Here is a 17146-nt window from a genome sequence, read left to right as displayed (position 1 = left end):
ACGCAACAGGTTTCGCACTCACTTGACAATCGGCTTCATGAACGACAAAGCCGGCGCTTTCCCCAACGGGAAGCGCCGGTTTTTTGTCGTGTCCGGGTGTCGCCACAGGCCCCCTCCCTAACCCTCCCCCGCTTCGCAGGGGAGGGGATAAAGGGTTGGGAGGCGGACGGTGCAGAGCTTGTCGGGGCTTTCCTTGGCGATGGCCTTGTGGCCGGCGATGGCGGTGTTGATCGCGTCGGGGGTCAAGCGATGCGCGCCGGGAGCGATCACCACGGCGACGCCGCTGGCCGACAGCAGCGGGAAACGCCGCACCGCGCCGTAGCGGTCCTTGCCCTCGAAACAGCCGGCCTCCCGCGCCTCCGCGTCGTAGAGGCTCTCCGCGTCGGAGCGGAATTGCGCGACGAGGTCCGCCACGCGGGCGAGCGCGTCCTCGTCCGCGGCGCCGCTGAGGGCGACGAAGAAATCGTCGCCGCCGATGTGGCCGGCGAAGCCGCCGTTGCCCGAGGCCCAGGCCTTCAGCCGCTCGCTGAACATCAGGATGGCGCGGTCGCCCTGGCGGAAACCGAAACGGTCGTTGAAGGGCTTGAAGTTGTCGAAGTCGAGATAGGCCAGGACATGCCCGCGGTCCTGCTCCTGAAGGGCCCGCTCGATGTGGCGCACGATGGCGGCGTTGCCGGGCAAACGGGTCAGCGGGTTCTGGTCCGCGGCCATGGCGAGGTTGCGCTCGTGCACCAGACGGATCAGCGCGCCGCTGGACAGGAAGCCGGCATACTCGCCGCCTTCGATGATGATGATGCCGTCGCTGGCCTCCTCCGCCGAGAAGGCCTCGATCACCTGGTCGAGCGGTGTGGAGATGTCGCAGACCGGGCTCTTTACCACCAGATCCAGAAGCGTGTCGCCCAGCCCCTTGTTGCGCAGAAGCTCGCTGCCGAAGCGGGAATAGACGAAGCGTTTCAGGTCGCGCTCGCGGATCAGCCCCAGCGGGCGCTGCTGGCGGTCGACGATGGGGGCGATGGACGGGCTGTCGTCGCCGCGGAAATAGTCGAGAAGCTCCGTCTTCGGGGAATTGACCGCCAGCGGCGTCTGCCGCTCGATCACTTCGGACAGGCGGAGACGAGCCTCGTTCGGCTTGCGGCGGTCCCGGCGGTTCATCTCCTCGACGATGCCGTAGCGTTCGGGAATGGCGCGCAGATCCACGCTGGGCCGGGCGATCAGATAGCCCTGGGCGAAGTCGCAGCCCAGATCGCGGCAGGTGTAGAATTCCTTCTCCGTCTCCACCCCCTCGGCGATGATGAGGATGCCGAGCGCGTGGGCGTAGCCGACCAGCGCGTGGGCGATGGCCCGCTTGCGCGTGTCCTGGTCGATTCCGGCCACGAAGTAGCGGTCGATCTTGAGATAGTCGGGCTTGGATTCGTAGAGCAGGCGCAGCCCGGCGAAGCCGACGCCGAAATCGTCCAGCGCCACCCCGATGCCCGCCTGCCGGTAGCGGTCGATGGCCTGCTCGATGCTGTGGTCGGGGCGCAGTTCGCGACGTTCTGAAATCTCCAGGCTGATGGTCAGGCGGGGGTCGGCTGTGCCGCCGTCCAGCGCGAAGGGAGCCAGCCAGGGCGAGCCGGCCACCCCGACCACCCGCGCGTCGATGTTCAGGAACAGCTTGGCGTCCTGCCAATGGTCGAGCGCACGAAAGGCCGCCGTCGCCTTGGCGTGCAGGGCGCATTCCACCTCGGCCAGCACGCCCTGCATGCAGGCGGCGTCCAGCAGGTCGTTGGGGCTGGCGAAGGGGCTGCGCTCCAATCCGCGCAGCAGCGCCTCCATGCCGTGGCAGCGCCCGGTGCGCATCTGCACGATGGGCTGGAAGGCGACCGACAGACCGGCCAGAAGACGGGTCCATTCCGCCGGCAGCGCGGCCTTGCGGGCGCTCCCCGCCGGGGCGCCGGAGCGATCGTCCCATTCTTCTGCTGGCACCGAGGCCATGGCTTCGTTCACTGCCGGCTGTCCATGTTCGTCGCGGGCAAGCCCATCTTGTAGCGGATGATCTTTTCGATTTCGTGACAAAGGCAAGGCGTCTGCGCGCAGCGCGATCCAAAATGCCCTTCGCACCCCGGCCCCGCTTTGCGCTATAGGGGTGCGCTTCAACGCAGACGGAGGCGGCGGGGCATGAAGGTCGGCATCGACATGGGGGCGGCCATGACGGCTGGCGCGACGGGGGCGTCGGCGATGCTGGATCTCGAGGAGCTGCTGGCGACCCGCCTGCTGGTGCAGGGCAATTCCGGTTCCGGCAAGTCGCATTTGCTGCGCCGCCTGATCGAGCAGAGCGCGCGCTGGGTGCAGCAGGCGGTGATCGACCCCGAAGGCGACTTCGTGACTCTGGCCGAGCGCTTCGGCCACATCGTGGTGAACGCCGAAGAGCACAGCGAGGCCGCCCTGCAGAGCGTCGCCGCCCGCGTGCGCCAGCACCGCGTCTCCGTCGTGCTGAACCTGGAGGGGCTGGACGCGGACATGCAGATGCGCCACGCCGCGGCCTTTCTGGGCGGGCTGTTCGACGCCGACCGCGACCACTGGTACCCCATGCTGGTGGTGGTGGACGAGGCGCAGCTCTTCGCCCCCTCCGCCGCCGGCGAGGTGTCGGACGAGGCGCGCAAGGTCTCGCTGGGCGCCATGACCAACCTGATGTGCCGCGGGCGCAAGCGCGGGCTGGCCGGGGTGATCGCGACGCAGCGCCTCGCCAAGCTGGCCAAGAACGTGGCGGCGGAGGCCTCCAACTTCCTGATGGGCCGCACCTTCCTCGACATCGACATGGCCCGCGCCGCCGACCTGCTGGGCATGGAGCGCCGCACCGCGGAGATGTTCCGCGACCTGGAGCGCGGCCATTTCATCGCGCTCGGCCCGGCGATCTCGCGCCGCCCGTTGCCGCTGCGCATCGGTGCCGTCGAGACGCAGGGGCGGGCCGGCAGCCCGAAGCTGATGCCGCTGCCCGACACCCCGCTGGAGGACGCGCGGGAGTTGATCTTCCGGCCGGGCGAGCCGGAACCGCCGCGCCTGGCGGTGCGCCGCCCCTCGACCAGCGCCAGCGCCGACCTGCTGGCCCAGCTCTCCCGCCCGCGCCCCCTGCCGGTGGAGCCGGAGAGCGACGACGCGGTGCCCGCGCTGCCCCTGGAGGAGCCGGAAACGCCGGAGCAGGCGGCGGAGCGCAAAGCCGCCTACGAGGCGATCCTGCGCGACGTGCTGGCCGATCCGGAGGCGCCCTACCGCTCCATCGCCGTGCTTTATCAGGACTTCCTGGTGCGCTGCCGGACGCAGGGGGTGCGGGGCGAGCTGCTGGAACTGCCGGCCTTCCGGCGCAAGCTGGCGGCGGCCCGCGCCGGGGCGGGGGAGGGCACCGAAGAGAATCCCGCCTGGGCGAAGGCGACCCAGGTCGCGGCGACCCTGCCGGAGGACATCCAGGTCGTCTTCCTGCTGCTGGCCCGCGCGGCGCTGGACCATCTGCCTTGCCCGTCCGACGCCGACGTGGCTCGCGCCTGCGGCAGCCGGTCGCGCGGGCGGGCGCGGCGCCTGCTGACCTACATGGAGCAGCGGGGCTTCGTCGCCACGCGCAGCGGGCTGGGCAACACGCGCAGCATCGTCCTGCCGGCGCTGGGCTGGGAAACCGCGCTGGGTGATCCGAACGCCGACCCGAACGCCGGCGACGGGGCGGACGGGCCGGAGGACGGCGGGCTGTTCGCCACCGCCTGAGCGGAAATTCTATTCGTCGTCCGGCTCGATCCCGGCGGCCAGGGCGTGGGCCAGACGCCCAGTGGCGGCGACCATGGCCATGGCCTCCTGCGCCTTGGCGGCGATGCGCGCGGTGCCCTCGGGAGCCGGTTGGTAGAGCGACGGGTCGGGCAGGCGCTCGACGAAGTCCCAGGCGCCGGTGGCGGGGTCCCAGACCTCGAACACGTCGGGGTTGGGGCGGCGGGCGACCCAGGCGCGAGCGGCGTTCCCCTCGGCGCGGAAACGCACCCCGAAGAAACGGCTGGCCGCCATGGCCCCGGTTGCCGCGACCAGATCGGCGTCGGCGTCCGGGAAGCGCTGCGTCAGAGCGGCGCGCAGGGCTTCCGCCAGGGCGCGGCGGTCGTCATGATGGGGAAGGCCGTCGGGATCGGTTCTCATGGCCCGCGATGGTAGAGGGACGGTGCGCCTCCGCAAGCGGGCGCGATGTCGCAAGCGCAGCCCGGAGTCGTCATGGTCAGCCTGTCCGAAGCCTACGCCATCGCCATCGGTCACCACCGGGCCGGACGGATGGGCGAGGCCGCCGGGGTCTACCGGGCGATTCTCGATGCCGATCCGCGGCAGGCCGACGCGCTGCATCTGCTGGGGGTGCTGTCCGGCCAGACCGGCCGGAGCGAGGAGGCGGTGTCGCTGATCGCCCAGGCCATCGCGCAGGACCCGGAGGCGGCGGACTATCACGACAATCTGGGTAGCCTGCGCCGCGGCGGCGGTGATGCGATGCGTGCGGCCGCGCATCACGCGCGTGCCCTGGCGCTGGAACCGGCGCGGGCCAAGGCTACCTTCAACCGCGGGCTGGCGCTCGGCGATCTGGGCCGGATGGGAGAGGCGCTGGGATGCTTCCGCGCCGCCCTGCGGATCGATCCCGGCTATGGGGCGGCGGCGCTGGCCGCCGGACGGCTGCTGTCCGGGGGGCCGGAGTCAGGGGTGATCCGTGGGGCGGCGGAGCGCTGGCTGGCCCACGCCCTGTCCCTGGCGCCGGACAGCGCCGACGGCTGGGCCGCAGTGGGGCGCGCAAGGCTGGCGGCGGGGGAAGCCGATGGTGCGATGACGGGCTATGGCCGGGCGGCGCGGCTGCGTCCGGGCGACGGGGCGGCGCTGAGCAACCTCGCGATGGCGACCTTGCAGGCCAGCGGGGCGCTGCCGGAGTTCCCCCGCGCCGACCGACGGGAGGCGAGCTGGGGCGAACCGCTGGCCCGCGCCCTCGACCTGTTCCTGGCGGCGCTGGAGCGCGGGGCCGGGGAGGTGGCGGAGGTGGCGCTGTTCCGCACCGCCGTGCTGACCATCCACCGCGGCATGTTGGACGACGCGCGGCTGGAGCGGATCGCCGAACGGGCGCGGGACCGGCTGCGGCGGGCGGCGGGAGACGGCGCCGCGGCGGCCTGCATCGCCCATGGCCTCTATCGCCGGGGGCGGCTGGTGACCGCCTCGCGCCTCGCCCGGCGGTATCTGCGCGGCTGGTCGGAGGAGGCCATCCGCGCCGACCCGCAGGCGGCGAAATGGCGTCCGGTCGATGCGCGTCCGGTCTTTCTTGAGGCGCTCGCCGGGTATCGGCCGCGCATCGCGGAGGCGGGGGAGCGGTCGATGCCGGTTCCGCCCGCTGCCGAAGGCGGGGCGATCCTGCTGGTCAGCGTCGATTCCGGCTATTGGCGGCGCTTCGGCGGCTGGTTCCTGTCCCACGCCTTGAAGGAGGAGCCGGGCGACCGCGTGCATGTCCACATCGTCAATCCCGGCGCGGAGGATCGCGCCGACCTGGACCGCCGCTGCGCCGCCCAGCCGGGGCGCCTGTCCTGGTCGCTGGAGCGCATCGACCTGTCCGCCCACGCGCCGGGGGTGGAGACCACCTATTACGCCTGCGCGCGCTTCTTCGTGGCCCTGGACCTGCTGGAGCGGGCGGGGGCGCCGGTCTTCATCACCGACATCGACGCCCGCTGCACGGCGCCGCTTCCACCGGACCTGCGGGACGGGGCGGGCTGGGACCTGACGATCATGCGCGACCGCCGCGCCCGCGGGCCGTTCGACGACATCATCGTCAGCTTCCTCGGCATCGCGCCAACCGCGGCGGGGCGGGAATTCCTCGGCCTCGTCCGCGCCTACATCGGCTGGTTCTTCGACCGGGGCGAGGCGGCCTGGACGCTCGACCAGGCGGCGCCCTACGCCATCCTCCATGACTGGATGCGGCGCGGGCGGACGCCACGACTGCGCGAATATGAGTTCCTGCGCCTGCCCTGGTTCGATTTCCCGGTGAAAGGCGAGGGGTGAAGGGCGAGGGGTGACGGGCCGCTAGGCCGCCTGGACGCTGTTGTCCTTGCGCCGCGACAGCTGCAACTGGCCGTCCAGGCACTTCACGTAGGTGGTCTTGCCGGCCTTCAGATTATCGCAGACGGTGACGAGAGCACGTGGGATCGCCGCGAACTCCTTCGAACCGCGCGATTGCGTGTTGTAGGCGGCGAGGTGCTGGCGCAGCCCCTCCTTCGACACCGGCTTTCCGTCGTTCCCGATCATGGTCGTCCCCGCGCGCGTGGTTGCTGGTCGCCGAAGCTACGCGGGGACGGTTCCGGACTCAACGTCCGCTGTCGTCCTCAGGCTTGTCCTCCGGCTTCCCGCCGTCGCCGGTCCAGTCGTCGGTGATGTAGCGCTGCGCGTCGCTGATCTTCTCCACCTCGTCGCGGCTCGGCGGCTTGGGCACGCGCGACTGGCCGTTCTCGTGGTCCTGGTCCATGGGTCCTCCATCGCTTTGCCAGTGATGTGGACGGACGGGTGGGATCGGCAAGCCCATTCCGGACAGGGGCGCGGACCGGGTTAAGGCATTCGCGTTCGATCACAGGGGGCGCTATGACCGCCGCCCGCTTGACAGGCGAACCCACGCCGCCGGATCATCCGGCCGTTAACCGCCAAGAATTCCAAAGAGAATTCGCCCCGTCCGGGGTCGTTCCGGGATCACGCAGGGAGTATGGGAACCATGAACACGCTCGCGCGCCGTCTGGCCGGTGCCGCCTTTCTGTCCGCCGGTCTTTCCTTTGGTCTCGCGGCCACGCCGGTCCTGGCCGACACGCCGAAGGACACGCTGGTCATGGCCTGGCAGTTCGACGACATCGTGACGCTCGATCCCGGCGAGATCTTCGAGCTGTCGGGGGCCGAATATGGCGCCCAGGTCTATGACCGGCTGATCCGCTTCGACGTCAACGACGTCAGCAAGATCCATGGGCAGGTGGCGGAAAGCTGGACCGTCTCCGACGACGGCAAGACCTTCACCTTCACCATCCGTGACGGCATCAAGTTTCACTCCGGCAACGCGCTGACGGCGGAGGACGTGGCCTACTCGCTCCAGCGCGCCGTGAAGATGAACAAGGGGCCGGCCTTCATCCTGACCCAGTTCGGCCTGACGCCGGAGAACGTCGATCAGAAGGTCCGCGCCACCGACCCGCGCACCCTGGTGTTCGAGACGGACAAGACCTACGCCCCGACCTTCGTGCTCTATTGCCTGACCGCCGACGTCTCTGGGGTGGTCGATTCCAAGCTGGTCAAGAGCAAGGAGGTCAACGGTGACTTCGGCGCCGCCTTCCTGAAGGCCAACTCCGCCGGGTCCGGCCCCTTTGTCCTGCGCCAGTGGAAGGCCAGCGAGCTTCTGTCGCTGGAGGCCAACGCCAATTACTGGGGCGGCGCCCCCGCCGTGAAGCGCGTGCTGATCCGCCACATCGCGGAGCCGGCGACCCAGCGCCTGCTGCTGGAGAAGGGCGACGTGGACGTGGCCCGCAACCTGAAGCCGGAGCAGTTCGAGCCGCTGCGCGGCAACGACAAGATCCGCATCGTCCAGGCGCCCAAGGGCACGCTCTATTATTTCGGCCTGAACCAGAAGAACGAGGTGCTGGCCAAGCCCGACGTGCGCAAGGCCTTCAAGTACGCCGTGGATTACGACGGCATGGCGAAGACCATCATGAACGGGCTGGGCACCGTTCATCAGGCCTTCCTGCCCAAGGGCTTCCTCGGTGCGCTGGAGGAGAACCCGTACACGTACGATCCGGCCAAGGCGAAGGAACTGCTCAAGCAGGCCGGCTATCCGGACGGCATCACGGTGACCATGGACGTCCGCAACACCTCGCCCAGCATGGACATGGCCCAGGCCATCCAGGGCAGCGCGGCGGCGGCGGGCATCACGGTCAAGCTGCTGCCGGCGGACGGCAAGCAGGTGGTCACCAAGTACCGCGCCCGCAACCACGAGGCGCTGCTCTACCAGTGGGGCGCCGACTACCAGGACCCGAACACCAACGCCGACACCTTCGCCGCCAACCCGGACAACGCCGACGACGCGAAGGCCAAGCCGCTGTCCTGGCGCAACGCCTGGGACATCCCCGAACTGACCAAGAAGACCGCCGCCGCGGTCGAGGAGCGCGACACCGCCAAGCGCGCGGCGATGTACCAGGAGCTTCAGCGCGAGGTGCTGGAGACCTCGCCCTTCGTCATCATGTTCCAGCAGACCGAGGTGATCGCGGAGCGCAGCAACGTCGAGGGGCTGGTCTGGGGGCCGAGCTTCGACAGCAACTACTATTGGAAGGTCAGCAAGAAGTAAGGCGGGATTTATCCTTTCCGCACGTCATCCCCTCTCCCCTCCGGGGAGAGGGTTATTGCTTTCAAGCTCGGGTGAAATTTGGCCGCTATCTTGAAAAGACCGGGGATGCCGGGGCGGCGTCATGCGATCCGCGGGGCGGGGTTGCTCGTCTCGGTGGCGCTGACCGTCCTCGGGCTGCTGCTCGTCACCTTCCTGATCGGGCGCGTGGTGCCCATCGACCCGGTGATCTCCGTGGTTGGCGACCGCGTGTCCGCCGACACCTACGCCCGCGTCCGACAGGAGCTGGGGCTGGACCTGCCGCTGTGGCAGCAGTTCCTGCGCTACGTCGGCGACGTGCTCCAGGGCGATTTCGGCACCTCGGTGCTGACCTCCCGCCCGGTGCTGGAGGACATCCTGCGCGTCTTCCCGGCGACGCTGGAGCTGGCCACCGCCGCGTTGGTCGTCGGCGTTCTGCTGGGCATCCCGGCGGGGGTGATGGCCGCCGTCCATCGCGGGCGCTGGCCGGACCATCTGATCCGGGTGATCGGGCTGATCGGCCATTCCATTCCGATCTTCTGGCTGGGGCTGATGGCGCTGCTGGTCTTCTACGCGCGGCTCGATTGGGCGCCGGGGCCGGGGCGGGTGGACGTCTTCTACGAGGGGCTGGTCGATCCGGTGACCGGCATCATCACGGTGGACGCCCTGCTGGCCGGCGAGACCGACGTGTTCTGGAGCGCGCTCCACCATCTGGTGCTGCCGGCGGGCATCCTCGGCCTCTACAGCGTGGCCTACATCGCGCGCATGACGCGCAGCTTCATGCTGGACCAACTCCGCCAGGAATACATCACGACGGCCCGCGTCAAGGGCATGTCCGAGGCGCGGGTGATCTGGCGCCACGCGCTGGGCAACATCGCGGTGCCGCTGACCACGGTGGTCGCGCTGTCCTACGCCTCGCTGCTGGAAGGGTCGGTGCTGACCGAGACGGTGTTCGCCTGGCCGGGGCTGGGCTTGTACATCACCAACTCGCTGCTGTCGGCGGACATGAACGCGGTGCTGGGCGGCACGCTGGTGGTGGGGGCGGTCTTCATCGGCCTGAACCTGCTGTCCGACCTGCTGTACCGCCTGCTCGATCCCCGTGCGCGATGAGGGTGGCGCGATGACGCACGCTGTTGACAATGGCCTGCGGGCGTGGCTGACGGCGGAGACGCCGCAGTCCCGCGGGCAGGCGCGGCTGGGCCGGGTCTATCTGGGCTGGCTGGCCTTCTCGCGCAACCGGCTGGCCATGATCGGGCTGGGCATCGTGCTGCTGCTGGTGCTGATGGCGGCGCTGGCCCCGCTGATCGCCCCCTACGATCCCTACAGGCAGGACCTGTCGCAGCGGCTGCTGCCGCCCAGCGCGGCGCACTGGCTGGGCACCGACGCGTTCGGGCGGGACATCCTGTCGCGCATCCTCCACGGCTCCCGCCTGACGCTGATGATCGTGGCGCTGGTCGCGGTGACGGCGCCGGTGGCCGGGCTGCTGATCGGGACGGTGGCGGGCTATCTCGGCGGCTGGGTGGACGCGGTCCTGATGCGCGTCACCGACATCTTCCTGGCCTTCCCGAAGCTGATCCTGGCGCTGGCCTTCGTCTCGGCGCTGGGGCCGGGCATCGAGAACGCCATCATCGCCATCGCCATCACCAGCTGGCCGCCCTACGCCCGCATCGCGCGGGCCGAGACGATCACCATCCGCAAGAGCGACTTCATCAGCGCCGCGCGTCTCCAGGGCGCCTCGACGCCGCGGATCATCCTCGGCCATGTCGTGCCGCTCTGCTCCTCCTCGCTGATCGTGCGGGTGACGCTGGACATGGCGGGGATCATCCTGACGGCGGCGGGGCTGGGCTTCCTCGGCCTCGGCGCGCAGCCGCCGGCGCCGGAGTGGGGCGCGATGATCGCCACCGGGCGCCAGTATGTGCTGGAGCAATGGTGGGTCGCCACCATGCCCGGCATCGCCATCTTCGTGGTCAGCCTGGGCTTCAACCTGCTGGGCGACGGCCTGCGCGACGTTCTGGACCCGAAAGGCCAATGAGCGACAAAGCACTGCTGGAGGTCGAGAACCTCCGCATCTCCTTCCCAACCCGGACGGGCGTGACGCAGGCGGTGCGCGGCGTCTCCTTCACCGTGGGCCGGGAAAAGCTGGGCATCGTCGGCGAGTCCGGCTCGGGCAAGTCGATGACCGGGCGGGCCATCCTGCGGCTGGTCCCGCCGCCCGGCGTCGTCACCGCCGACAAGCTGTCCTTCCAGGGCGAGGACCTGCTGACCCTGCCGGAGAAGCGGCTGCGCGGCATCCGCGGGCGGCGCATCTCCATGGTCATGCAGGACCCGAAATTCTCGCTGAACCCGGTGATGACCATCGGCGCCCAGATCGCCGAGGCCTACCGCGTCCATTCCAGCGCCGGCAAGGCGGAGGCGAAGCGGCGCGCGCTGGAGATGCTGGAGGCGGTGCGCATCCGCAACCCGGAGCGCGTCTACGGCCTCTACCCGCACGAGGTGTCGGGCGGCATGGGCCAGCGCATCATGATCGCCATGATGCTGATCCCCAACCCCGACCTGCTGATCGCCGACGAGCCGACCTCGGCGCTCGACGTGACGGTGCAGATGCAGGTGCTGGCGATCATGGACGAGCTGTGTTCCAGCCGCGGCATGGGGATGATCTTCGTCAGCCACGACCTGAACCTCGTGGCGTCCTTCTGCGACCGCATCCTGATCATGTACGCCGGCCGGGTGGTCGAGACCTGCCGCGCGTCGGAGCTGCACGCGGCGAAACACCCCTACACCCGCGGCCTGCTCGACAGCCTGCCGCGCCTGGACGACACGCGGGCGGAGCTGCCGGTGCTGGCGCGCGACCCGTCCTGGCTGGAGGGCTGAGGCGATGATCGACGTCACGGATCTGCGCGTCACCTTCGGCCATGGCGCCGATATCGTGGCCGCCGTGCAGGGGGTGTCCTTCGCCGTGCGGGAGGGCGAGAGCTTCGGGCTGGTCGGCGAGTCGGGGTCGGGCAAGTCCACCGTGCTGCGCGCCGTCGTCGGGCTGAACCACGACTGGACCGGGTCCATCGCCGTGGCCGGTGCGGCGCAAAGCCGTCGCCGTGAGAAGGGCTTCTTCAAGTCCTGCCAGATGGTCTTCCAGGACCCCTACGGCTCGCTGCACCCGCGCCACACCATCGACCGCATCCTGGCCGAGCCCATCGCCATCCACGGGCTGCGCGACGCCGACGCGCGGATCGACCGGGTGCTGCGCGACGTCGGGCTGGGGCCGCAATTCCGCTTCCGCTACCCGCACCAGCTCTCCGGCGGCCAGCGCCAGCGCGTCGCCATCGCCCGCGCCCTGGTGCTGGAGCCGCGGGTGCTGCTGCTGGACGAGCCGACCTCGGCACTCGACGTGTCGGTGCAGGCGGAAATCCTCAACCTGCTGAAGCGGCTGCGGGCGGAGCACGCGCTGACCTACGTGCTGGTCAGCCACAATCTGGCGGTGGTCGCCACCATGTGCGACCGGCTGGCCGTGATGAACCGCGGCCGCATCGTCGAGGAGATGGACGTGGAGTCCCTGCGCCGGGGGGCGGCGCGGGAGGATTACACGCGGCAGCTCCTGCGCGCCAGCCAGGGCTACGACCGGGCGGCGGCGGACAGCTTCAAGGACTTCGCGTAGGCGGTCGGTCCGCGTCCGGAGTCAGTCCGCGTTCGGGGTCTGCGGGGCGGGGCGGGCGGCCAGCGCGTCGGCCTGGGCCTGAAGCTTGGCCAGCAGGCCGTCGAGCTGGCCCATCTCCTCCTCCGTCAGGGCGCCGGTCAGCTCCCGCTCGTAGGCCAGGGCGAGGGGGACGATCTCCGTGTAGATCGCCAGCGCCTTGGGCGTCAGGGTCAGCTGCGCCTTGCGGCGGTCGGTGGCGCCCGATTCGCGCAGGATCAGCGCCGAATCGAGCATCCGACTGATCGCCCGGCTGACCTGCACCTTGTCCATGGCGGTGCGCTGGGCGATCTCCCCCGCGCTCAGCGTCTCGCCGCCGCCCAGCACGGCGATGACCCGCCATTCCGGGATGGTGATGCCGAATCGCTTCTCGTACAGCTTCGCCACCGTGTGGCTGACCGTGTTGGACAGCACCGACAGGCGGTAGGGCAGGAAGCGGGTCAGATGCAGCACCGGCGCGGCGGGATCGGCGCCGGAACGCTTGCGGCGGGGGGAGGCCATGGGGTGTCGCGCCTTATCGGAATGCGGGAACCGGATGCCGGTTTCTCCATCCTGCCCCGGAAATTGGCGGACGCAACCGTTTCAGATAAAAATTTTCAAACCGCTTCAGCGGTTGACGATCAGCGCCACGCCCAGCACCGCGACGATGGCGCCTGCCCAGGCGCCGGCTCCCGGACGCTGGCGGGTCCAGGCCCAAAGCATCGGCAGGATCAGCACCGGGCTCGTGGCCGAAAGGGTGGCGACCACCCCGGCGTTGCCATGGGCCAGCCCGATCAGCAGAAGCGTCATCCCCAGCCCCAACCCGATGAAGCCGTTCACCACCACCTGGGCGAAAATGCGCGGCGTCAGGCCGGGGCCGAAGCCGAAGCGCTGGCCGGGCAGCAGCCCGCCCGCGAAGAGCAGCAGCCCCGACATGCCGACGCGCACCGCCGCCGCGGCGATGGGGTCGGCACCCGCCGCCATCACCGGCCGGGCGATGACCGAGCCGGCGGCCTGGCAGACGGCCGCGATCAGGCAGGCGCCGACACCGATCAGCAGGCGCCCGCGCACCGACTCCCAGTCGTGGGGGACAGTGCCGGTGCCGTTCGGGACCGGGCTGGCGCGGAAGAAGATCGCCAGCATCACCCCGGCGGTGACCAGCGCGATGCCGACCGCCGTCCATGGCCCCAGCGCCTCCCCCAGCACGGCCCAGGCGAGGAGCGCGGTGATCGGCGCGTTGGTGGCGTAGATGACCGAGTTGCGGCGCGGGCCGATGCGCCCCAGCGCCCAGAACAGCGCGGTGTCGCCCATGACGATGCCGACCGCGCCGGACAGCGCCAGGATCGCAGCACCCTGCAGGTCGAGCGTCTGCCAGCCGCCGAGCAGCGTCGCGGCCAGCGCCGTGCCGACGAAGACGATGCTCATGCGCAGACGGTTGAAAGCGACCGAGCCGATGGCCCGCACGGGGCCGATGGCGATCAGCCCGCTGGCCGCCCAACAGAGCGCGGCCCCCAGGGCGGCGAGGTTGGCGGTCAGCATGGTGGGAGCTTCGAAAGGGCGGGGTAGGGCATTGTGCCCGCACCCTATCCGGAACCCCGCCGGGGTGGTAGTGCGGCGGTCGCATGGCGGGGGTGTGGGGGCAATCGAAGCCGTCGCCTACAGCTCGATCAGCGCGTACGGCCTCCCCGACTCCTTCTCGATGGTCTGGGCGACGTTGTAGACCGGCGTGCCGCGCAGGGTCCGGCCGGCGTAGCTGCCGTGGTGGGCGTGGCCGTGGACGACCGCCTGGACGTGGAAGCGGTCGATGGTCTCCGCCAGACGGGAGGAGCCGAGGAAGGGATAGATCTCGGTCGGCTCGCCGCGCACCGTCTCGGCGATGGGGGCGTAGTGCAGGACGACCATCGTCCGCTCCGTCTCCAGTTGGCGCAGGGCGCTTTCCAGCCGCATCGCCTCGTTCAGCGACTCCTGCACGAACTGCTTGATCGCCGGTTCGCCGAAGGCGTCGAGCATGCGGTTCTCGAACCCGCCGCCGAAGCCCTTCACCCCGGCGAAGCCAACGCCGCGGATCTCCACCGGGTTACCGTCGAGGAAGCGGACGCCCGCCTGCTCCAGGATGCGCTGAAGCTCCTCGACATGGCCGCATTCATGGTCGTGGTTGCCCAGCACGGCGACCACCGGGATGCCGATGGCGCGCAGGTCCTCGGCCAGCACCTCGGCCTCGCGCGGCTTGCCGTGGTTGGTCAGGTCGCCGGCCAGCGCCAGAACGTCCGCCCGGTCGGCGATCTCCTGGAACAGCTCGCGGTAGGGATGGGTGGAGGTTTCCCCCACATGGATGTCGCCGATGGCGGCGACCTTGATCGTTCCTTCAGCCCGAATGTGTTCAACCATGCTTCGTTTCCTCGCCGACGACGTCGGCGAACCCCCAGTCCGTGACGTCGATCCGATAATCCTCGCGGGAGAACAGCCGCCCCCGGCAGATGCGGGTCTGCGGCACCGGCAGCTTCGCGCGCTCGTTCAGCCTGTCCAGAAGCTCCTGCAACAGCCAATCCGGGATGTGGTCGCGTTCCGTCGGGTAGATGAAGCGGAAGTTCAGGACATGCATCAGCAGCACCTCCCAATACTGTTCCATGTGGCCGAGCAGCCGTTTCCAGTCGATGTGGGCGTGCTGCTTGAGGATCATGTGGGCGACGTCGGGGCCGTCGTACTTGTGCCGCATCTGCACGAAGGCCTTGGAGAAGACCATTTCCGTCGGTGGGATCAGCTGCACGTCGGCGCCGCAGACCAGCGCGCGGTGATCCTCCTCGAACCAGCGGTCGTTGACCGGATTGATGGCGGCGGCGGAGTTGAAGATCACGTCGAAGAACAGGTCGCCGTGCAGGACCTTGCCGATCCAGCGCTCGTCCTCGATCTCCGTCGCGAAGCCGCGGTCCTGGAAATGCCCGAGGATGCGCGGGAAGTCGCCGCCCCGGCAGAAGATGTCGATGTCCTTGGTGGGCCGGGTGATGCCGGTGTAGGCGCTGAGCGCGTAGGTGCCGCCCAGCAGGAAGGGAATGCCGGACTCCTTCAGGACCTTCAGGCTCTCGGTGTAGAAGGCCTCGGCCTCGGCCGAGACATCCGCACGGCCTTCGCGCCCCCGGCTTTCGCGCCCCCGGCTTTCACGGTTGCCGTCCATCGCACCCCCTCTCCCCCGCCGTCATCATTCGCGTCTTCAACAGGAGGAGCGGGCGAAACGGCACCATCAAATGGTGTTCATGGCGGGAAAAAGGCAGGCGGAACCGCCGCACCGCTACGCCGGTTGAGGGTGGTATTGCTGATGGGGAGGCAACCGATGGCACGACACCCGATCCCACAGGGCCTATTGCTCGCCGCCGGCCTCGTGCTGTGCGGCGCCGGTCCCGCTCTGGCGCAGGGAAGCTGCGCCGCGCTGGTCGACCACTTCGCCGCCGAGAACAACCTGTCGGCCCGCCCGCCGCCGGTCGCGACACCGCCGGGCAGCTCCGGCTCCACCGCGGGGGACGGATCTTTGCCGAATGGAAGCTCCGGGACGACGCCGGACCAGCTCGCCCGCTCGGGCGGGGTGGTGGCGCCGCCGGCCTCGGGCGACCGGGCGGTGATCGAGCCGCCGCGCACCGGCGCTCCCATGCCGACCGCCCCGGCGGTGCGGCCCGACGCGGCACCGAACAGCGGCTCCTCCATGGAGAGCGGGTCGATGGGGCAGGCGGCGCGCAACGCCCAGATCGAATCGCTGGTGACCGCCGCGCGCTCCGCCGCGAAGGACGGCAACGAGCCACTCTGCATGGAATCGCTGGACAAGGCGCGCGGCCTGACCCGCGCCGCGCCGGGTGGCACGATGGGCGGGGGCGGCTGATGGCGACGGCGCTGATGATGGCCGAACTGATGGCCGCCGACTTGAGCGTTGCCGGTCCCCTTCCACCGTCACCGCCGACCCCCGACATGCCGGTGCCGCCGCCCGGCATGCCGGACATGCCCGGCGACCCGTCCCGTCCGCCGATCAAGGAGCCGCCGGACGCCATTCCGGTCCCGCCGGAGGAGCCGCCGCCGAACCCCGAGCGGCTGATCTGAGGCCGCATCCGGGAGAAAAATGGCACCAGGACCGCAGGAGCGCCAAACGGCGCTCCTGCGGTCTTGTGATTCGCGCGGGGAAAGGCGATGTCTTCTGTCGGGCACCGGAGGCCGGTGCCGAGTCGCCTTTTGGAGTTCAGTGGGTCTCATGCACCGTCAACCCCCGCGCCAGCACGTCTACCGCCAGCCCGTCGTCCTCGGCACCCAGGTTCAGGCCACCGTCAAGTGGTACGATCCGACCCGCGGCTTCGGCTTCGTCAAGTTCGAGGACGGGTCGCCCGACGCCCTGATCCCCGCCGCCATCGTCGGCACCGCCGGCCACGAGTCCCTGCCGGACGGCGCCACCGTCGTGGTGGACATCGTCGAGGGGCGCAAGGGCAACCAGGTCTCCGCCCTGCATTCGGTCGACACCTCCACCGCCGCCCCGGCGCGCCCGGCCCGTGCCCAGGGTCCGCGCCCGTCCTTCGGCGAGCGGGGTGGCTTCGGCGACCGCAACGACCGCGGGGGCGACCGCGGGTTCGGCAACCGTGGTTTCAACGATCGGGGTGGGGATCGTGGCGGTGATCGCGGGTTCGGTGCCCGAGGCGATAGCCGTGGTTTCAACGATCGCGGTGGCGACCGCGGCTTCAGCGACCGGGGTGGCGACCGGGGCGGCTTCGCCGGCCCGCGCCGTCCGGCGGCGGGCGGCCCGGCCACCCAGACCGAGGGCACCGTGAAGTGGTTCAACGCCACCAAGGGCTTCGGCTTCATCGCCCAGGACGGCGGCGGCCAGGACGTGTTCGTCCACATCAAGGCGGTGGAGCGCTCCGGCCTGCAGGGGCTGAACGACGGCCAGCGCGTCCGCATCTCCGTCCGCCAGGGCGACAAGGGTCCGGAAGCCGTCTCGGTCGAAGAGGCGTAAAGCGTCGGCCCATCGAAGGTGGGCTTCCGAAGGTAAGGTGTCGTTCGGCCCGGTTGAACGGCGGCGCAAAGCCGCGCATCGTGGCGGGGCCGGGACGGTGGTGCGACGGCGCGCCGCCCCGGCCCGACACGACCAAGAGAGGACG

At 70.1% G+C, this 17146-nt stretch carries 18 protein-coding genes; 10 read left to right on the top strand and 8 right to left on the bottom strand.

Annotation, left to right across the window (positions count from 1 at the left end):
- Window positions 1–117: 117 nt before the first annotated feature.
- Window positions 118–1986 (bottom strand): bifunctional diguanylate cyclase/phosphodiesterase, encoded by a 1869-nt coding sequence (locus JJL56_RS11145; protein ID WP_345772565.1) that lies wholly within the window; start codon window positions 1984–1986, stop codon window positions 118–120.
- 171 nt (window positions 1987–2157) lie between these two features.
- Between JJL56_RS11145 and JJL56_RS11140 the strand changes: the two genes are divergently transcribed.
- Window positions 2158–3732 carry a helicase HerA domain-containing protein gene (locus JJL56_RS11140; protein ID WP_200485147.1) on the top strand — a complete coding sequence of 525 codons (1575 nt, stop codon included), beginning with the start codon at window positions 2158–2160 and terminating at the stop codon, window positions 3730–3732.
- A gap of 9 nt (window positions 3733–3741) precedes the next feature.
- On the opposite strand, the gene JJL56_RS11135 is transcribed toward JJL56_RS11140, so the two are convergent.
- Entirely contained in the window at window positions 3742–4149 is a 408-nt protein-coding gene (locus tag JJL56_RS11135; protein WP_145625585.1) for a hypothetical protein, read from the bottom strand.
- A 45-nt stretch (window positions 4150–4194) separates the two neighbouring features.
- Here JJL56_RS11135 and JJL56_RS11130 point away from each other — a divergent pair, with 45 nt between their 5' ends.
- Window positions 4195–6027 carry a CHAT domain-containing protein gene (locus JJL56_RS11130; RefSeq protein WP_200485146.1) on the top strand — a complete coding sequence of 611 codons (1833 nt, stop codon included), beginning with the start codon at window positions 4195–4197 and terminating at the stop codon, window positions 6025–6027.
- A gap of 21 nt (window positions 6028–6048) precedes the next feature.
- On the opposite strand, the gene JJL56_RS11125 is transcribed toward JJL56_RS11130, so the two are convergent.
- Both JJL56_RS11125 and JJL56_RS11120 read right to left on the bottom strand, forming a co-directional pair.
- Window positions 6049–6270: a hypothetical protein gene (locus JJL56_RS11125; RefSeq protein ID WP_014239111.1), complete on the bottom strand. Its 222-nt coding sequence runs from the start codon at window positions 6268–6270 to the stop codon at window positions 6049–6051.
- 58 nt (window positions 6271–6328) lie between these two features.
- Window positions 6329–6487 (bottom strand): hypothetical protein, encoded by a 159-nt coding sequence (locus JJL56_RS11120; protein ID WP_200485145.1) that lies wholly within the window; start codon window positions 6485–6487, stop codon window positions 6329–6331.
- Window positions 6488–6727: 240 nt separating this feature from the next.
- On the opposite strand from JJL56_RS11120, the gene JJL56_RS11115 reads away from it, so the two are divergent.
- From JJL56_RS11115 to JJL56_RS11095, 5 genes are all read left to right on the top strand, one after another.
- Window positions 6728–8335, top strand: coding sequence for an ABC transporter substrate-binding protein (locus JJL56_RS11115; RefSeq protein WP_145625583.1), 1608 nt, complete (start codon window positions 6728–6730; stop codon window positions 8333–8335).
- Window positions 8336–8440: 105 nt separating this feature from the next.
- Window positions 8441–9460: an ABC transporter permease gene (locus tag JJL56_RS11110; protein WP_145625582.1), complete on the top strand. Its 1020-nt coding sequence runs from the start codon at window positions 8441–8443 to the stop codon at window positions 9458–9460.
- Between the two features lie 10 nt (window positions 9461–9470).
- Window positions 9471–10382, top strand: a complete 912-nt coding sequence (gene nikC / locus JJL56_RS11105) for a nickel transporter permease (protein ID WP_200485144.1) — start codon at window positions 9471–9473, stop codon at window positions 10380–10382.
- Window positions 10379–11221: an ABC transporter ATP-binding protein gene (locus JJL56_RS11100; RefSeq protein WP_200485143.1), complete on the top strand. Its 843-nt coding sequence runs from the start codon at window positions 10379–10381 to the stop codon at window positions 11219–11221. The genes nikC and JJL56_RS11100 overlap by 4 nt, the downstream gene beginning before the upstream one ends.
- Window positions 11222–11225: 4 nt before the next feature.
- Window positions 11226–12002, top strand: coding sequence for an ABC transporter ATP-binding protein (locus tag JJL56_RS11095; protein ID WP_200485142.1), 777 nt, complete (start codon window positions 11226–11228; stop codon window positions 12000–12002).
- Window positions 12003–12023: 21 nt separating this feature from the next.
- On the opposite strand, the gene JJL56_RS11090 is transcribed toward JJL56_RS11095, so the two are convergent.
- The 4 genes from JJL56_RS11090 to JJL56_RS11075 form a co-directional block, all read right to left on the bottom strand.
- Window positions 12024–12539 (bottom strand): MarR family winged helix-turn-helix transcriptional regulator, encoded by a 516-nt coding sequence (locus JJL56_RS11090; RefSeq protein WP_200485141.1) that lies wholly within the window; start codon window positions 12537–12539, stop codon window positions 12024–12026.
- 105 nt (window positions 12540–12644) lie between these two features.
- On the bottom strand, window positions 12645–13556 hold the full coding sequence (locus JJL56_RS11085) for a DMT family transporter (protein WP_145625577.1): 912 nt from the start codon (window positions 13554–13556) through the stop codon (window positions 12645–12647).
- 117 nt (window positions 13557–13673) lie between these two features.
- A complete protein-coding gene (locus JJL56_RS11080) occupies window positions 13674–14405 on the bottom strand; it encodes a metallophosphoesterase family protein (RefSeq protein ID WP_145625576.1) in 732 nt (243 codons plus the stop codon).
- Window positions 14398–15189: a nucleotidyltransferase family protein gene (locus JJL56_RS11075; protein ID WP_200485140.1), complete on the bottom strand. Its 792-nt coding sequence runs from the start codon at window positions 15187–15189 to the stop codon at window positions 14398–14400. The genes JJL56_RS11080 and JJL56_RS11075 overlap by 8 nt, the downstream gene beginning before the upstream one ends.
- 156 nt (window positions 15190–15345) lie before the next feature.
- On the opposite strand from JJL56_RS11075, the gene JJL56_RS11070 reads away from it, so the two are divergent.
- The 3 genes from JJL56_RS11070 to JJL56_RS11060 all read left to right on the top strand — a co-directional run bounded on the left by JJL56_RS11070 (window position 15346) and on the right by JJL56_RS11060 (window position 17001).
- On the top strand, window positions 15346–15885 hold the full coding sequence (locus JJL56_RS11070; protein ID WP_145625574.1) for a hypothetical protein: 540 nt from the start codon (window positions 15346–15348) through the stop codon (window positions 15883–15885).
- Entirely contained in the window at window positions 15885–16100 is a 216-nt protein-coding gene (locus JJL56_RS11065; RefSeq protein WP_145625573.1) for a hypothetical protein, read from the top strand. The genes JJL56_RS11070 and JJL56_RS11065 overlap by 1 nt, the downstream gene beginning before the upstream one ends.
- Before the next feature lie 148 nt (window positions 16101–16248).
- Complete coding sequence (locus JJL56_RS11060; RefSeq protein WP_145625572.1) at window positions 16249–17001, top strand: cold-shock protein; 753 nt, start codon at window positions 16249–16251, stop codon at window positions 16999–17001.
- Window positions 17002–17146: the final 145 nt, after the last annotated feature.

The sequence above is a fragment of the Azospirillum aestuarii genome (genome assembly GCF_016632405.1).
Classification (GTDB): Bacteria; Pseudomonadota; Alphaproteobacteria; order Azospirillales; family Azospirillaceae; genus Azospirillum; species Azospirillum aestuarii.
Note: the sequence above shows the minus strand (reverse complement) of the source record. Positions and strands in the feature narration are given on the sequence as shown.

Bases quoted from the DNA above. Each gene is read 5' to 3' on its own strand.
- JJL56_RS11140 (WP_200485147.1), top strand. From the start codon at position 2,158: ATGAAGGTCGGCATCGACATGGGGGCGGCCATGACGGCTGGCGCGACG.
- JJL56_RS11135 (WP_145625585.1), bottom strand. From the start codon at position 4,149: ATGAGAACCGATCCCGACGGCCTTCCCCATCATGACGACCGCCGCGCC.
- JJL56_RS11130 (WP_200485146.1), top strand. From the start codon at position 4,195: ATGTCGCAAGCGCAGCCCGGAGTCGTCATGGTCAGCCTGTCCGAAGCC.
- JJL56_RS11125 (WP_014239111.1), bottom strand. From the start codon at position 6,270: ATGATCGGGAACGACGGAAAGCCGGTGTCGAAGGAGGGGCTGCGCCAG.
- JJL56_RS11120 (WP_200485145.1), bottom strand. From the start codon at position 6,487: ATGGACCAGGACCACGAGAACGGCCAGTCGCGCGTGCCCAAGCCGCCG.
- JJL56_RS11115 (WP_145625583.1), top strand. From the start codon at position 6,728: ATGAACACGCTCGCGCGCCGTCTGGCCGGTGCCGCCTTTCTGTCCGCC.
- JJL56_RS11110 (WP_145625582.1), top strand. From the start codon at position 8,441: ATGCCGGGGCGGCGTCATGCGATCCGCGGGGCGGGGTTGCTCGTCTCG.
- nikC (WP_200485144.1), top strand. From the start codon at position 9,471: ATGACGCACGCTGTTGACAATGGCCTGCGGGCGTGGCTGACGGCGGAG.
- JJL56_RS11100 (WP_200485143.1), top strand. From the start codon at position 10,379: ATGAGCGACAAAGCACTGCTGGAGGTCGAGAACCTCCGCATCTCCTTC.
- JJL56_RS11095 (WP_200485142.1), top strand. From the start codon at position 11,226: ATGATCGACGTCACGGATCTGCGCGTCACCTTCGGCCATGGCGCCGAT.
- JJL56_RS11090 (WP_200485141.1), bottom strand. From the start codon at position 12,539: ATGGCCTCCCCCCGCCGCAAGCGTTCCGGCGCCGATCCCGCCGCGCCG.
- JJL56_RS11085 (WP_145625577.1), bottom strand. From the start codon at position 13,556: ATGCTGACCGCCAACCTCGCCGCCCTGGGGGCCGCGCTCTGTTGGGCG.
- JJL56_RS11080 (WP_145625576.1), bottom strand. From the start codon at position 14,405: ATGGTTGAACACATTCGGGCTGAAGGAACGATCAAGGTCGCCGCCATC.
- JJL56_RS11075 (WP_200485140.1), bottom strand. From the start codon at position 15,189: ATGGACGGCAACCGTGAAAGCCGGGGGCGCGAAAGCCGGGGGCGCGAA.
- JJL56_RS11070 (WP_145625574.1), top strand. From the start codon at position 15,346: ATGGCACGACACCCGATCCCACAGGGCCTATTGCTCGCCGCCGGCCTC.
- JJL56_RS11065 (WP_145625573.1), top strand. From the start codon at position 15,885: ATGGCGACGGCGCTGATGATGGCCGAACTGATGGCCGCCGACTTGAGC.
- JJL56_RS11060 (WP_145625572.1), top strand. From the start codon at position 16,249: ATGCACCGTCAACCCCCGCGCCAGCACGTCTACCGCCAGCCCGTCGTC.